Annotated in this window: 10 protein-coding genes; 8 read left to right on the top strand and 2 right to left on the bottom strand. The window is 72.0% G+C overall.

The window, feature by feature from the left end; translation table 11 throughout:
- Positions 1 to 20 precede the first annotated feature (20 nt).
- Genes ACWD0Y_RS00160 through ACWD0Y_RS00140 form a run of 5 tightly spaced genes read left to right on the top strand, consistent with a single transcriptional unit; the run spans position 21 to position 5,674 of the window.
- The gene (locus tag ACWD0Y_RS00160; RefSeq protein WP_450258233.1) at positions 21 to 1,268 is read left to right on the top strand and encodes an ABC transporter substrate-binding protein; all 1,248 of its coding nucleotides are present in this window, start codon (positions 21 to 23) and stop codon (positions 1,266 to 1,268) included.
- 55 nt (positions 1,269 to 1,323) lie between these two features.
- Positions 1,324 to 2,496 (top strand): ABC transporter ATP-binding protein, encoded by a 1,173-nt coding sequence (locus tag ACWD0Y_RS00155; RefSeq protein ID WP_450258232.1) that lies wholly within the window; start codon positions 1,324 to 1,326, stop codon positions 2,494 to 2,496.
- Entirely contained in the window at positions 2,493 to 3,428 is a 936-nt protein-coding gene (locus ACWD0Y_RS00150; protein WP_450258231.1) for an ABC transporter permease, read from the top strand. The genes ACWD0Y_RS00155 and ACWD0Y_RS00150 overlap by 4 nt, the downstream gene beginning before the upstream one ends.
- Complete coding sequence (locus tag ACWD0Y_RS00145) at positions 3,428 to 4,234, top strand: ABC transporter permease (RefSeq protein WP_450258230.1); 807 nt, start codon at positions 3,428 to 3,430, stop codon at positions 4,232 to 4,234. The genes ACWD0Y_RS00150 and ACWD0Y_RS00145 overlap by 1 nt, the downstream gene beginning before the upstream one ends.
- A 21-nt stretch (positions 4,235 to 4,255) precedes the next feature.
- Positions 4,256 to 5,674 (top strand): NAD(P)/FAD-dependent oxidoreductase, encoded by a 1,419-nt coding sequence (locus ACWD0Y_RS00140; protein ID WP_450258229.1) that lies wholly within the window; start codon positions 4,256 to 4,258, stop codon positions 5,672 to 5,674.
- 64 nt (positions 5,675 to 5,738) lie between these two features.
- Here ACWD0Y_RS00140 and ACWD0Y_RS00135 read toward each other — a convergent pair whose 3' ends face one another.
- Both ACWD0Y_RS00135 and gabT read right to left on the bottom strand, forming a co-directional pair.
- A complete protein-coding gene (locus ACWD0Y_RS00135; protein WP_450258228.1) occupies positions 5,739 to 6,599 on the bottom strand; it encodes a phosphatase PAP2 family protein in 861 nt (286 codons plus the stop codon).
- 83 nt (positions 6,600 to 6,682) lie between these two features.
- Positions 6,683 to 8,017 carry a 4-aminobutyrate--2-oxoglutarate transaminase gene (gabT, locus tag ACWD0Y_RS00130; protein ID WP_450258227.1) on the bottom strand — a complete coding sequence of 445 codons (1,335 nt, stop codon included), beginning with the start codon at positions 8,015 to 8,017 and terminating at the stop codon, positions 6,683 to 6,685.
- Positions 8,018 to 8,315: 298 nt separating this feature from the next.
- On the opposite strand from gabT, the gene ACWD0Y_RS00125 reads away from it, so the two are divergent.
- The 3 genes from ACWD0Y_RS00125 to ACWD0Y_RS00115 all read left to right on the top strand — a co-directional run bounded on the left by ACWD0Y_RS00125 (position 8,316) and on the right by ACWD0Y_RS00115 (position 14,114).
- Positions 8,316 to 10,709 carry an ATP/GTP-binding protein gene (locus ACWD0Y_RS00125; protein WP_450258226.1) on the top strand — a complete coding sequence of 798 codons (2,394 nt, stop codon included), beginning with the start codon at positions 8,316 to 8,318 and terminating at the stop codon, positions 10,707 to 10,709.
- 85 nt (positions 10,710 to 10,794) lie between these two features.
- Positions 10,795 to 12,423 (top strand): PucR family transcriptional regulator, encoded by a 1,629-nt coding sequence (locus ACWD0Y_RS00120; protein WP_450258225.1) that lies wholly within the window; start codon positions 10,795 to 10,797, stop codon positions 12,421 to 12,423.
- A 245-nt stretch (positions 12,424 to 12,668) separates the two neighbouring features.
- Positions 12,669 to 14,114 (top strand): aldehyde dehydrogenase family protein, encoded by a 1,446-nt coding sequence (locus ACWD0Y_RS00115; protein WP_450258224.1) that lies wholly within the window; start codon positions 12,669 to 12,671, stop codon positions 14,112 to 14,114.
- Positions 14,115 to 14,304 lie beyond the last annotated feature (190 nt).

Below are 14,304 nucleotides of genomic sequence, written 5' to 3'. Positions count from 1 at the left end.
ACCCGAAAGGGCACTCACGCATGGAGCAGTACGAGCCCGACCGCCTCTCCGCGGCCCAGATGGCCGCCGTGCGCCGCAGCCTGAGCACCGGCAGGGGAGCCCTCACCCGCCGCTCGCTGCTGCGCGCCTCGGGCGTCGGCGCGCTGGCGGTCGGCGGCCTGGGCACGCTGAGCGCGTGCGGCATCCCGCCCGCCAGGCGGGAGGGCGGCGCGCCGGCCTCCGACGACCACTCGGCCGAGGAGAAGCGGATCGCCTTCTCCAACTGGACCGAGTACATGGACGTCAGCGAGGACGAGAAGAGCCGGCCCACCCTGGAGGCGTTCACCAGGCGCACCGGGATCACGGTCAAGTACACCGAGGACATCAACGACAACGTCGAGTTCTTCGGGAAGATCAAGCCGCAGCTCGCGGCCGGCCAGGACACCGGACGTGACCTGATCTGCGTCACCGACTGGCTGGCCGCCCGGCTCATCCGGCTCGGCTGGGTCCAGAAGCTCGACCCGGCGCACCTGCCGAACGCGTACGCCAACCTCTCCGCGCAGTTCCGCTCCCCCGACTGGGACCCGGGCCGCGCCTACTCGTACCCGTGGACCGGCATCTCCACCGTCATCGCCTACAACGCCAAGGCGACGGGCGGGAAGAAGATCGAAAGCGTCGGCCAGCTGCTGGACGACCCCGCGCTCAAGGGCAAGGTCGGCTTCCTCTCCGAGATGCGCGACTCCGTCGGGATGACCCTGCTCGACATGGGCAAGGACCCGGGGAAGTTCACCGACGACGACTACGACGCGGCCGTCGCCCGGATGCAGAAGGCCGTCGACAAGAAGCAGATCCGCCGCTTCACCGGCAACGACTACACCGCGGACCTCTCCAAGGGCGACCTCGCGGCCTGCCTCGCCTGGGCCGGTGACGTCATCCAGCTCCAGGCGGACAACCCGGACATCAAGTACGTGATCCCGGAGGCCGGTTACATCACCTCCAGCGACAACCTGCTGGTCCCGGCCAAGGCACGGCACAAGGCCAACGCCGAGAAGCTCATCGACTACTACTACGAGCCGCCCGTGGCCGCCGAACTCGCCGCGTACATCAACTACGTCTGTCCGGTCGACGGCGTGCGCGAGGAGCTGGCGAAGATCGACGAGTCGATGGCCTCCAACACGCTGATCCTCCCCGACAAGGCGATGGCCGCCAAGTCCCACGCCTTCCGCTCGCTCAGCGGCAAGGAAGAGACGGCGTACGAGGAGAAGTTCGCCAAGCTCATCGGCGCCTGAGCCGCCGTCCGCTCCCGCTCCCGCTCCCCACCCGACACCCCTGGGACCACACCCCATGACGCAGAAGACGACAGAAGGCGGCGACGTCCGCCTCTCCGGGATCAGCAAGACCTACGGCTCCTTCACGGCCGTGCACCCGCTCGACCTCACCATTCCGCAGGGCTCCTTCTTCGCCCTGCTCGGCGCGTCCGGCTGCGGCAAGACCACCACCCTGCGGATGATCGCCGGTCTTGAGGACCCGACCACCGGCACGGTCTTCCTCGGCGACAAGGACGTCACCGACCTCCAGCCGTACAAACGCCCGGTCAACACCGTCTTCCAGAGCTACGCGCTCTTCCCGCACCTCAGCGTCTTCGAGAACATCGCCTTCGGCCTGCGCCGGCGCGGCGTCAAGTCCGTGAAGAAGCAGGTCGACGACATGCTGGACCTCGTCCAGCTCGGAGCCTTCGCCGGCCGCAAGCCGCACCAGCTCTCCGGCGGCCAGCAGCAGCGCGTCGCCGTGGCCCGCGCGCTCATCAACCACCCCCAGGTCCTGCTCCTCGACGAGCCGCTCGGCGCGCTCGACCTCAAGCTGCGCCGCCAGATGCAGCTGGAGCTCAAGCGCATCCAGACCGAGGTCGGCATCACCTTCGTGCACGTCACCCACGACCAGGAGGAGGCCATGACCATGGCCGACCAGGTCGCGGTGATGAACGGCGGCCGCGTCGAGCAGCTCGGCGCCCCCGCCGACCTCTACGAGAACCCGAGGACGACGTTCGTCGCCAACTTCCTCGGCACCTCCAACCTCATCGAGGCCGAGGTCGTCGAGGCTTCGGGCCAGGACACCGTGGTCACCTGCGGCGGCTCCAAGCTGCGCCTGCCCGGCGGGCGGTGCGCCTCGCAGCCCCGCAGCGGCGGCAAGCTGCTCGTCGGCGTACGCCCGGAGAAGGTCTCGGTCGCGCACGCCGACGACGCGGGCGCGGTCGCGGACGGCCGCAACAAGATCACCGGCCGGATCGTGGCGTCCAGCTTCATCGGCGTCTCGACCCAGTACATCGTCGACAGCCCGGCCTGTTCCGACTTCGAGGTGTACGTCCAGAACATCGAGCGCGACACGCGGCTGGTGCCCGGCGCCGAGGTCGTCCTGCACTGGAATCCGGCGCACACCTTCGGGCTCGACGCCGGCCAGTCCCTGCTTGCCGGGACAGTGGGCTCCGCCGGCGTGGAGACGGTGGAGGAGAGCGCGTGAGCGTCACCGACGCGCCGCCCCTGGCGCCCGCACCGGCCGAGGAGCCGCCCGCCCCGCGCAAGGCCTCCGCCCGCAAGCGGCTCGTACCGTACTGGCTGCTGCTCCCCGGCATCCTGTGGCTGGTCGTCTTCTTCGCGCTGCCGATGGTCTACCAGGCGTCGACCTCGGTGCAGACCGGCTCGCTGGAGAAGGGCTTCGAGGTCACCTGGCACTTCCGGACGTACTGGGACGCGCTGACGGAGTACTCCCCCCAGTTCGTACGCTCGCTGCTGTACGCCGGCACCGCCACCCTGCTGTGCCTGCTGCTGGGCTACCCGCTCGCGTACCTGATCGCCTTCAAGGCGGGCCGGTGGCGCGGTCTGGTCCTGGTGCTGGTCATCGCGCCGTTCTTCACCAGCTTCCTGATCCGTACGCTCGCCTGGAAGACGATCCTCGCGGACGGCGGCCCGGTGGTGGACGTGCTGGACACCCTGCACGTCCTGGACGTCACCAGCCTGCTCGGCTGGACCGAGGGCGACCGGGTGCTGGCCACACCGATGGCCGTGGTCTGCGGCCTGACGTACAACTTCCTGCCCTTCATGATCCTGCCGCTCTACACCTCCCTGGAGCGCATCGACGGCAGGCTGCACGAGGCGGCCGGCGACCTCTACGCCACCCCGGCGACCACCTTCCGCAAGGTGACCTTCCCGCTCTCCATGCCGGGTGTCGTCTCGGGCACGCTGCTCACCTTCATTCCGGCGAGCGGTGACTACGTCAACGCGGAACTCCTCGGATCCACCGACACGAAAATGGTCGGCAGCGTCATCCAGTCGCAATTCCTGCGGGTGCTCGACTATCCGACGGCGGCCGCACTCTCCTTCATCCTGATGGCGATCGTGCTGGCCATGGTCACCGTGTACATCCGCAAGTCCGGGACGGAGGATCTGGTCTGATGTCTGTGCTTCGCCGGATACGGCGCAATCTCGTCGTCATCGCCGGGCTGCTGACGCTCGCTTACATGATCCTGCCGAACATCGTCGTGATGGTGTTCTCCTTCAACAACCCGAAGGGCCGCTTCAACTACGCCTGGCAGGAGTTCTCCCTGGACGCGTGGAAGGACCCGTGCGGCGTCGCCGACCTGTGCGGCTCGCTCTCCCTCTCGCTCCAGATCGCCGCCTGGGCGACGGCCGGCGCCACCGTGCTCGGCACGATGATCGCCTTCGCGCTGGTCCGCTACCGCTTCCGGGCGCGTGGCGCGATCAACTCGCTGATCTTCCTGCCGATGGCGATGCCCGAGGTGGTGATGGCCGCCTCGCTGCTGACGCTCTTCCTCAACATGGGCGCGGAGCTGGGCTTCTGGACCGTTCTCATCGCGCACATCATGTTCTGCCTGAGCTTCGTGGTGACGGCGGTCAAGGCGCGCGTGATGTCGATGGATACCCGCCTGGAAGAGGCCGCCCGTGATCTCTACGCGGGTCCGGTACAGACGTTCGTACGGGTGACCCTGCCGATCGCGGCGCCCGGAATCGCGGCGGGAGCGCTGCTCGCCTTCGCGCTCTCCTTCGACGATTTCATCATCACCAATTTCAACGCGGGCTCGACCGTCACCTTCCCGATGTTCGTGTGGGGATCGGCGCAGCGCGGCACGCCCGTACAGATCAACGTCATCGGCACGGCCATGTTCGCCCTCGCCGTGCTGATGGTTCTCGGCGGTCAGCTCGTCGCGAGCCGCCGGAAGAAAAGCGCACAGCCCCAGTAAGCCCTGAAGGAGTTGGAAACCATGGCCCCAGTTGCCATGCGTAGTGCCGCACAATCCCTTTCCGGCGCGAAGCCGGTGTCGTTCTGGCTGGACGATCCCGAAAAGCCCGCACCACGGCCCGCCCTCACCGGCGACGAGCGCTGCGATCTGCTCGTCGTCGGCGGCGGATACAGCGGACTGTGGACCGCGCTCCTCGCCAAGGAGCGCGACCCCGGACGGGACGTCGTACTGATCGAGGGGCACGAGGTGGGCTGGGCCGCCTCGGGCCGCAACGGCGGATTCTGCGCCGCCTCCCTCACCCACGGTCTGAGCAACGGCATCACCCGCTGGCCCGGCGAACTGGCGAAGCTGGAGGAGCTCGGCGAGCGCAACCTCGACGCGATCGAGGCGGCCGTGGCGGCGTACGGCATCGACTGCGACTTCGAGCGCACCGGCGAGATCGACGTCGCCACCGAGCCGCACCAGCTCGAAGAGTTGCGGGAGACGTACGAGGAGGCCCGCAAGCTCGGCTTCGCCGGCCATCTCGAACTGCTCGACCGGGACGCGGTGCGCGCCGAGGTCGACTCGCCGACCTTCCTCGGGGGGCTGCTCGACCGGCGGGGCGTGGCCCTGCTGAACCCGGCCAGGCTGGCATGGGGACTCAAGCAGGCGTGCCTCGGTCTGGGCGTACGGATCTACGAGCACACCCGGGGCCTGGACCTGGCGTCGGCGGGCGCCGGCATGGCCGTGCGCACGCCGTACGGCCGGGTCTTCGCCCGCCGGGTCGCGCTCGGCACCAACATCTTCCCGTCGCTGGTCAAGCGGGTCCGCCCGTACACCGTCCCGGTCTACGACTACGCGCTGATGACCGAGCCGCTCACCGACGACCAGCTCGCGTCGATCGGCTGGAAGAACCGCCAGGGGCTGGGCGACAGCGCCAACCAGTTCCACTACTTCAGGCTGAGCGCCGACAACCGCGTCCTGTGGGGCGGTTACGACGCCGTCTACCCCTTCGGCGGCAAGCTGAGCGCCGAGATGGACCACCGGCCCCAGACGTACCTCAAGCTGGCCGAGCACTTCTTCCGCTGCTTCCCGCAGCTGGAGGGCGTGAACTTCAGCCACGCGTGGGGCGGCGCGATCGACACCTGCTCGCGTTTCTCCGCCTTCTTCGGCACGGCCCACGCGGGCAGGGTGGCGTACGCCGCCGGGTACACCGGCCTGGGCGTCGGGGCCACCCGCTTCGGCGCGGACGTCATGCTCGACCTGCTCGCGGGCGGGCGGACCGAGCGTACGGAGCTGGAGATGGTCCGCAGCAAGCCGCTGCCCTTCCCGCCGGAACCTTTCGCCTGGGCCGGCATCGGCATCACCAAGTGGTCGCTCGCCCGGTCGGACGACAACGGCGGCCACCGCAACCTGTGGCTGAAGGCCATGGACAGGCTGGGACTCGGCTTCGACAGCTGAGTGACCGGTCCCGGGGAATGATCCCCGCCGTGCCCGGCCCGTCCTGCCGGACGGGCCGGGACGCTCACCGGTCCGGCGCCGCCGGAGCCCGGGAGGCGCGGGGCGGCCGTGCGTACCGCGCCGGAAGACGGTGGCTGAGCAGAAGGAGCACGAGGCACAGGCACCAGCTGCCGAGGACGTCCAGCGGCCAGTGGTAGCCGCGCAGGACCAGGCCGGCGCCGGTGGCGAGCGCGAGCACGAGCGCGAGGGCCGGCGGCCACCACCGGTGGCGGCGTACGTACGCGCCCAGGAGCAGGGCCGCGCCGCAGTAGGCGACGGCCGCTGTCGCCGTGTGCCCGGACGGGTAGTAGCCGGTGTCCTGCGTGAGCGGGCCCGGGCGGGCGATCCAGGACTTGAGCGGGACGACCAGCGCGGGCACCGCCGCCATGGCGAGCACGGCGGCCGTCGCGCGGGCGAGCGCGCCCCGGCCGTCGCGCCACAGCGCGCAGACGACGGCCGCGGCCAGTACGGGCAGCGCGACCGCCGTGTTGCCGAGATCGGCGAGGAATTCCGTGAGGGGGACCGGGCCGTGGCCCACGAGGGCCCGGCCGATCCGCTCGTCGGCGCGGCGCAGGGGGCCGGCGGCGGCGACCTGCCAGGTGATCAGCGCGAAGAGGAGCCCGAAGAGCCCGCAGAGGGCGAAGGGCCCGGGGTTCTTGGAGAGGAAAGACGGCTGCCCCGGAACAGGGGGGGTAGTTCCGGGGCAGCCGCCCTGACCGGGCTGCCGCGCGCCCCGGGGGGTGTGGGGCGGGCGGCCGTCCGATCGGTGAGGAGTTCCGGAGCCGAAGGCTCCAGCCGCGTGCGCGAAGGCACGACCAGGGCGGGGCAGGGGGGGCTCCGACCTGGAGCCGCCCGCAGTCTCCTGCGAGCGGGGTGTTTCTCTCATCTGCAGAAACCGTACGGCAGGGGGTGGGGGACCGACAGGAGGATCCCCATCCCGCCATTGGCCCCCCACCCTTTCTTCACAGGTCACACCCCGGCGAAAGCCGCCTCGATGATGTCCAGGCCCTCGTTGAGCAGGTCCTCGCCGATGACGATCGGCGGCAGGAAACGCAGCACGTTTCCGTAGGTGCCGCAGGTCAGGACCAGCAGGCCCTCCGCGTGGCACGCCTTGGCGAGCGCGCCGGCCGCGGCCGCGTTCGGCTCCTTGGTCTCGCGGTCCGTCACCAGCTCGATGGCGATCATGGCGCCGCGGCCACGGATGTCGCCGATGATGTCGAACTTCTCGGCCATGGCGGCCAGACGGCCCTTCATGACCTCCTCGATGCGCTTCGCCTTCTTGTTGAGGTCGAGCTCCTTCATCGTCTCGATGGAGCCGAGCGCACCGGCGCAGGCGACCGGGTTTCCGCCGTACGTGCCGCCCAGGCCGCCGCCGTGCGGGGCGTCCATGATCTCGGCGCGGCCGGTCACGGCGGCGAGCGGCAGGCCGCCCGCGATGCCCTTGGCGGTGGTGATCAGGTCGGGGACGATGCCCTCGTCCTCGCACGCGAACCACTGGCCGGTGCGGCAGAAGCCGGACTGGATCTCGTCGGCGACGAAGACGATGCCGTTGTCGTTGGCGAACTTCACGATCGCCGGCAGGAAGCCCTTGGCCGGCTCGATGAAGCCGCCCTCGCCGAGCACCGGCTCGATGATGATCGCGGCGACGTTGTCGGCGCCGACCTGCTTGGTGATCTGGTCGATGGCCTGGGCCGCGGCCTCGGGGCCGCAGTTCTCGGCGCCGGTCGGCCAGCGGTAGCCGTAGGCGACCGGGACGCGGTAGACCTCGGGGGCGAACGGGCCGAAGCCGTTCTTGTACGGCATGTTCTTGCTGGTCAGCGCCATCGTGAGGTTGGTGCGGCCGTGGTAGCCGTGGTCGAACACGACGACCGCCTGGCGCTTGGTGTAGGCGCGGGCGATCTTGACGGCGTTCTCGACGGCCTCGGCGCCCGAGTTGAACAGCGCGGACTTCTTGGCGTGGTCGCCCGGCGTCAGCTCGGCGAGCGCCTCGCAGACCTCGACGTAGCCCTCGTACGGCGTGACCATGAAACAGGTGTGGGTGAAGTCCTGGAGCTGCGCGGAGGCGCGGCGTACGACGGCCTCGGCGGAGGCACCCACCGACGTCACGGCGATACCGGAGCCGAAGTCGATCAGGCGGTTGCCGTCGACGTCCTCGATGATGCCGCCGTCCGCGCGCGCGGTGAAGACGGGCAGCACGGAGCCCACGCCACCGGCGACCGTGGCGGTACGCCTGGCCTGCAGCTCTGCCGACTTCGGGCCGGGAATCGCGGTGACGACGCGGCGCTCCTGCGGGATTGCGGTCATGGGGGGCTCCTGGGGGTATTCCGGACGCTTCTTCACTTCGCAGGCTAGGGGTGGTGGGCAGGGGGTGGCATGTTCCGTTCGGGAGAAGTGGGGGCGAGTCGTTGTCCGCGACGGACATAGCGGGGGGCGGGCGCCCCGCCGGGCCACGGCGGGCGGGCCGCCGAGTGGTGCGGGGAGCAGATCCGGAAATCACCGGGTGCGTGCCGCGGAGCGCGGCGGTGACTGACGTCCGGTTGCCGTCGGCACTAGATTGACGGTGCGTAAGGGCGCGACCTGGTTGGTCAGGGGGCAGGGGTTCATGGATACCGAAGGCACACAGCACACCCACGGCGCACGCGCGGGCGACGGCCGCTCCGGACGCCACGTGGAGGGCGCGCGCCGTTCCGTGCCCCGCCCGGCGGAGCCCGTCGGCGGAGCCGGCGCGTCCGCGTCCGCCTCCGTCTCCGCCCGCGGCGGGGCGACGGCCGAATGGCTGCGCAGGCCCCGGCCCGAGGCGGAGCCCGGGATCTGGCGGCTCGACCACCGTCCGCGGGCGGAGGAAGCACCCGACGCCGTGCCCATGCGCCAACTGCTCAGCGGCGCGCTGATCGCCTTCCTGTGCGGCTGGCTGCTCTGGTCCCTGCTCTGGAACCGCTACCTCGAAGGGTGGTGGATCTTCATCGACAGCTGGTGGACGCTGCCCATGGGCATGCTGGTGCCCGACGCCTGGATGAACGAGAACCACCCCGACCACCCGTTCTTCGTCATGGTGGCCTACCTCTACTACGCCCTGGTGCTCACCCTGATCGCGGTGGGCATGGGGCGGGTCGGCAACTGGAACGAGCTCTGGCGCCGGTACGGCGTGCCGCTCTGGCCGCTGTTCGTGCTGATGCCCGGGTTCTGGCGGGAGATGCCGACCACGGTCTGGTGGCTCGACTGGGCCTCGACCCTCTACTACCTCCTCCTGACGGCGGCCGTCGTCGCGGTCGTCGGCAGGGCGGGTGCCTGGCCGAGGCTTCCGGCGGCCGCCCTGGCGCTGGCGGACCGGCTCGACGCCACCAGGCCGGGACCGGCGGCGGCCCTCCGCAGGGCGGCCGCCTGGCCGCCGCTGAGGCGGTGGCAGGCCGGAGGCGGGCAGGAGGGGGCGGAGCCCCGCCAGGACCCCGCCGACTGGCCGGAGCTGCGGGACGCCGGCCTGCCGGAGGCCGCCGCGCGGCTCGCCGAGGCCACCCGGTCGGGCGCCCTCGGTGAAGTGGACTACGCCCGCATCAAGCGGGCATGGCAGGGCGTACGGGCGCGGCCCGAGCAGCTCGCCGCCTTCAACGGCGCGGTGCTCACCCGGGGCGCCGCCGCCTGCGCCCACCCCTCCGGCATCCGCGACCTGCCCGTCCGTACCGCCGCGCACGACCTCGTCACCGCCCAGGTGAGGATCGGCACCGTCGCCGACAGCCCGCGCAACCCGTACGTCCGCCGCACCACCGGTGTCGCCCTGGAACCCGGACTGCTCGGCACCTCGCTGGTCGCGGTGGGCCCGGCCGGGTCCGGCAAGACCATGCGGCTGACCCGGCCGGTCGTCGAGTCGCTGTGCCTCCAGGCGCTCGCGAACCGCGCCGCGGTGATCGCCGTCACCGGGCAGGGCGCCGCACTCGCCCCCGACGAGGCGTTCGACGTGGTGGTCGCCGTCGGCCGCCCCGACTCCAGCCACGACCTCGACCTGTACGGCGGCACCGACGACCCGGACGAGGCCGCCCGGGTGCTGGCGGAGGCGCTGGTGGGTGACCTGGTGCCGGACAGCCGGCGGGCCGCCACCGCGCTGGCCCAGCTCATCGGACCGTACCGGGCCGCCTACGGGCGTTTCCCCGCCGTACCGGAGCTGCGCGAGCTGCTCGGCGGCGCGCCCGAGACGTTCGGCCGGCTGCGCTCCGCGGTCGCCGGCGACCCGGCGCAGCTGCGCGAACTCGACGCCCGGGCGCGCCAGTCGGAGCGCGGCGACGACGTCGGGGTGCTGCTCGCCGAGCGGATCGCCTTCCTGGACCGGCCGGTCTTCGCCCGGTTCTTCCGCACCGACGGAAGCGGCCCGCGGTTCTCGCCGCGCGGCATCGAGCACCCGGTGCGCGTCCGCGTCGACCTGCCCGAGCGCGGTCACGCCGAGGCGTCCCGGATCATCACCCGGCTGCTGCTCGCCCAGTTCACCGACGCCGCCCTCGGCCGCTCCGACCGGTCACTGTTCGCCTGCCTGGTCCTGGACGACGCGACGTACGCGGTCACCGCCGAATCCGTACGCGCCATCCAGCGGCTGCGCGCCGCTCACGCGGGCGTCGTCCTCGCGCTGCGCACCCTGGAGGACGTGCCGGAGGCGCTGCGCGGGCCGCTGCTCGGCGCGGTCGGCTGCCGGATGGCGTTCGCGGGGGTCGCGCCCTGGGACGGCGGGCGGTTCGCGCAGGCGTGGGGCACCGAGTGGGTGCAGACCCGGGACGTCACCAACCGGCAGATCGTCTCCGACGAGCCGCTCACCAAGGTGCTGCACTTCATGCGGCGCCTGGTGACCGGCAAGGCGGCGACGGCCGAGGCGATCACGGTGCGCGAGGTGGAGCGGGAGCGCTGGTCGGCTTCCGACCTGGCGCATGCCGTGCCCGCCGGGCACGCGGTGCTCTCCCTGAGCGGCGTACGGGGGGAAAGCACCCCTCCGCTCCTGGTCGATCTGCGGTCGTGACGCTCCTTGTCGTACGTCCTGGCAGAATTGAAGTACGCCGTTCGTACAGGACGGCGAAATCCTCTTCCTTAAGGTTCGACCGTCCATGCCGCCCACCCTCGCCTCCCTCGTCCACCACTCGGCGCTCAAGCTCACCGTCCGCGCCGGGGAGGACCGGCTGGACACACCGGTGCGCTGGGCCCATGTCAGCGAGCTCCCCGACCCCGTGCCGTACATGGAGGGCGGCGAGCTGCTCCTCGTCACCGCGGTGAAGCTGGAGGCCGAGGACCCCGAGGTCATGCGCCGGTACGTGCGGCGGCTGGCCGGCGCCGGTGTGGTGGGGCTCGGCTTCGCCATCGGCGTCCATTACGACGACATTCCGCAGGCACTGGTCGACGCCGCGAAGGAGGAGGGCCTGCCGCTGCTGGAAGTGCCGCGCCGTACGCCCTTCCTCGCCATCAGCAAGGCCGTCTCCGCCGCGAACGCCGCCGACCAGTACCGCGCGGTGACCGCCGGTTTCGAGGCGCAGCGCGAGCTGACGAAGGCGGCGCTGTCGGGAGACGGCCCCGGTGACCTGCTGGCCCGCCTCGCGTCGCACGTGAAGGGGTGGGCCGCGCTGTACGACGTCTCCGGCGCGGTGGTCGCCGCCGCGCCCGACTGGGCCGCCCGCCGCGCCGCCCGGCTCACCGCCGACGTCGAACGGCTGCGGGAGCGGCCGGCGCCCGCGAGCTCCGTCGTGGGCGGCGGCGGGACGGACGGCGACGCCGAGGCGGACGACCGGGTCGAACTGCAGTCGCTGGGCGCGGGGCGGCGCGTGCGGGCCGTACTGGCGGTCGGGACGGGGGCTCCGCTGGGGACGGCGGAGCGGTACGCCGTGCACTCGGCGATCGCGCTCCTGACCCTGACCACCGAGCGGTCGCGCTCCCTGCAGGCGGCCGAGCAGCGGCTGGGCGCGGCGGTGCTGCGGATGCTGCTGGCGGGCGAGCCGGACCACGCGCGGGCCGTCGCCGGCGATCTGTACGGGGCGCTGCTCGACGCCCCGTTCCGTCTCCTCATCGCCGAGCCGGCGGCCGCGGAGCCCGAGGGCACGTCCGCCGGGGGCGTGTCCGACCCGCTCCAGAGCCTGGCCGACGCGATGGAGTCCGCGGCGCTGCGGGCGGGCGAGCCGGTGCTGGTGGTGCCGGACGGCGACCGGCTGGTGGTGCTCGCGGCGGACGGGGGCGACGCGGTGGACGCCTGCCTCGCCCACACGGAGGCACAGCGCGGCGACGCGGCGCGGCCGCACGAGCCGGCGGGCGAGGACGAGCTGGTGGTGGGCCTGTCGGCACCGGCGGGGCCGATCGCGGCGGTCGGGGCGTACAAGCAGGCGGAACAGGCGCTGTCGGTGGCGCGGCGGCGGGGGCGTGCGCTGGTCGAGCACGAGGAGCTGGCGGCGGGCTCGGTGATGCAGCTGCTGGCGGACGACGCGGTGCGGTCCTTCGCCGACGGGATGCTGCGGGCGCTGCGCGAGCACGACGCGAAGGGCCGGGGCGACCTGATCGCGTCCCTGCGGGCGTGGCTTTCGCGCCACGGGCAGTGGGACGCGGCGGCGGCGGACCTGGGCGTCCACCGTCACACGCTGCGCTACCGGATGCGGAGGGTGGAGGAGATCCTGGGCCGTTCGCTGGACGACGCGGACGTGCGGATGGAGCTGTGGCTGGCGCTCAAGGCGACGGCGGGGCCGGGGGCGGGCTGAGCGGGTGGTGCCGGGGCCGGGGGCGCAGCCCCGGTCCCGGAAAGGGGCGGGCAGGGGAAATCCCGCCCCGCGCCCGGCTTCCGCACCCGTACCGCCCCGTCCGGCCGGGGCGTACGGACATGTCGTCCTCCAAAGCGGCGTCCCGCGCGCCCGCAGCACTCCACCTCGGACAAACGACCTCCCGCCTCCGCACCCCTACCGTGGGGGACATCAGCACCCACCCCCTCGGAAGGGCCGGAAACGACATGACTTCCCCCCACGCCTTCTGGCTCGCCGGCCGCCAGGCCACCGGCGAGGACGCGTTCGACGTCACGTCCCCCTGGGACGGCCGGCTCGTCGCCTCGGTGAGCATCCCCACCGACGAGCAGGTCGAAGAGGCCGTCGCGGCCGCGTACGCCGTCGAGGCCGAGTTCGCGGCGACCCCCGCGCACGCCCGCGCCGCCGCCCTCGACCACGTCAGCAAGCGCCTCGTCGAGCGCACCGAAGAGATCGCCCAGCTGATCTCCGCGGAGAACGGCAAGCCCATCAAGTGGGCCCGTGGCGAAGTCGGCCGCGCCGTCTCCGTGTTCCGGTTCGCAGCCGAGGAAGCCCGCCGCTTCAACGGCGGCGAGGCCCAGCGCCTCGACACCGACGCCGGCGGCGTCGGCCGCCTCGCCCTGACGCGCCGCTTCCCCCGTGGCACCGTCCTCGGCATCGCGCCCTTCAACTTCCCGCTGAACCTGTGCGCCCACAAGGTCGCCCCGGCCATCGCCGTCGGCGCCCCGATCATCCTCAAGCCGGCGCCCGCGACGCCCCTGTCCGGCCTGATCCTGGGTGAGCTGCTCGCCGAGACCGACCTCCCGGCCGGTTCCTGGTCCGTCCTGCCCGTCGCCAACGACAAGATGCCGGCGCTGGTCCAGGACGAGCGCCTCCCCGTCATCTCCTTCACCGGTTCCGAGACCGTCGGCTACGCGATCATGGACTCGGTGCCGCGCAAGCACTGCACCCTGGAGCTCGGCGGCAACGGCGCGGCCGTCGTCCTGGCCGACTGGGCCTCGGACGAGGACCTGGACTGGGCCGCGACCCGTATCGCGACCTTCTCCAACTACCAGGCCGGCCAGTCCTGCATCTCCGTGCAGCGCGTGATCGCCGACGCGTCCGTGTACGAGCGTCTCGTCCCGAAGATCGTCGCGGCCGTCGAGGCCCAGGTGACCGGCGACCCGAACGACGCCGCCACCGACGTCGGCCCGCTGGTCAGCGAGGACGCCGCCAAGCGCGTCGAGTCGTGGGTCGACGAGGCCGTCAAGGCGGGCGCGTCCCTGCTCACCGGCGGGAAGCGCGAGGGCGCCTCGTACGCCCCGACCGTCCTCGCCGACGTACCGGCCGACGCCACGATCTCCTGCGAGGAGGTCTTCGGCCCGGTCCTGACGGTGCGCAGGGTCGACGGCGAGGCCGAGGCGTTCGCCGCGGTCAACGACTCCAAGTACGGCCTCCAGGCGGGCGTCTTCACGCACGACCTCCAGACGGCCTTCCGCGCCCACCGCGAGCTGGAGGTCGGCGGCGTGGTCGTCGGCGACGTCCCGTCGTACCGCGCGGACCAGATGCCGTACGGCGGCGTCAAGCAGTCCGGCGTCGGCCGCGAGGGCGTGCGGTACGCGATGGACGACTACACGTACGAGCGGGTCATGGTCCTCACCGGCCTCGCCCTCTGATCCCGTACGACACCTGGACCACGGCCGGAGCCCACTGTGCGGGGGCTCCGGCCGTTCCCCTTGCCCGGGGTCCGGCCGAGTGCCGATCGGTGTGCCAGGGGTGGTGAGGATGCCGGGAATCGGGTAGATACGGACGAGTAAACCGGGCGGTAATGCGACCGGCCGGGCCCCGACTCGCGGCGAGGTGAGC

Source organism: Streptomyces altiplanensis (assembly GCF_053591575.1).
This window is presented reverse-complemented; position numbering and strand designations above follow the sequence as displayed.

What these genes read in the sequence shown, in the direction of transcription:
- ACWD0Y_RS00140 (WP_450258229.1), top strand. Translation starts at nt 4,256, where the DNA reads ATGGCCCCAGTTGCCATGCGTAGTGCCGCACAATCCCTTTCCGGCGCG.
- ACWD0Y_RS00145 (WP_450258230.1), top strand. Translation starts at nt 3,428, where the DNA reads ATGTCTGTGCTTCGCCGGATACGGCGCAATCTCGTCGTCATCGCCGGG.
- ACWD0Y_RS00160 (WP_450258233.1), top strand. Translation starts at nt 21, where the DNA reads ATGGAGCAGTACGAGCCCGACCGCCTCTCCGCGGCCCAGATGGCCGCC.
- ACWD0Y_RS00120 (WP_450258225.1), top strand. Translation starts at nt 10,795, where the DNA reads ATGCCGCCCACCCTCGCCTCCCTCGTCCACCACTCGGCGCTCAAGCTC.
- ACWD0Y_RS00135 (WP_450258228.1), bottom strand. Translation starts at nt 6,599, where the DNA reads ATGAGAGAAACACCCCGCTCGCAGGAGACTGCGGGCGGCTCCAGGTCG.
- ACWD0Y_RS00125 (WP_450258226.1), top strand. Translation starts at nt 8,316, where the DNA reads ATGGATACCGAAGGCACACAGCACACCCACGGCGCACGCGCGGGCGAC.
- ACWD0Y_RS00115 (WP_450258224.1), top strand. Translation starts at nt 12,669, where the DNA reads ATGACTTCCCCCCACGCCTTCTGGCTCGCCGGCCGCCAGGCCACCGGC.
- ACWD0Y_RS00155 (WP_450258232.1), top strand. Translation starts at nt 1,324, where the DNA reads ATGACGCAGAAGACGACAGAAGGCGGCGACGTCCGCCTCTCCGGGATC.
- gabT (WP_450258227.1), bottom strand. Translation starts at nt 8,017, where the DNA reads ATGACCGCAATCCCGCAGGAGCGCCGCGTCGTCACCGCGATTCCCGGC.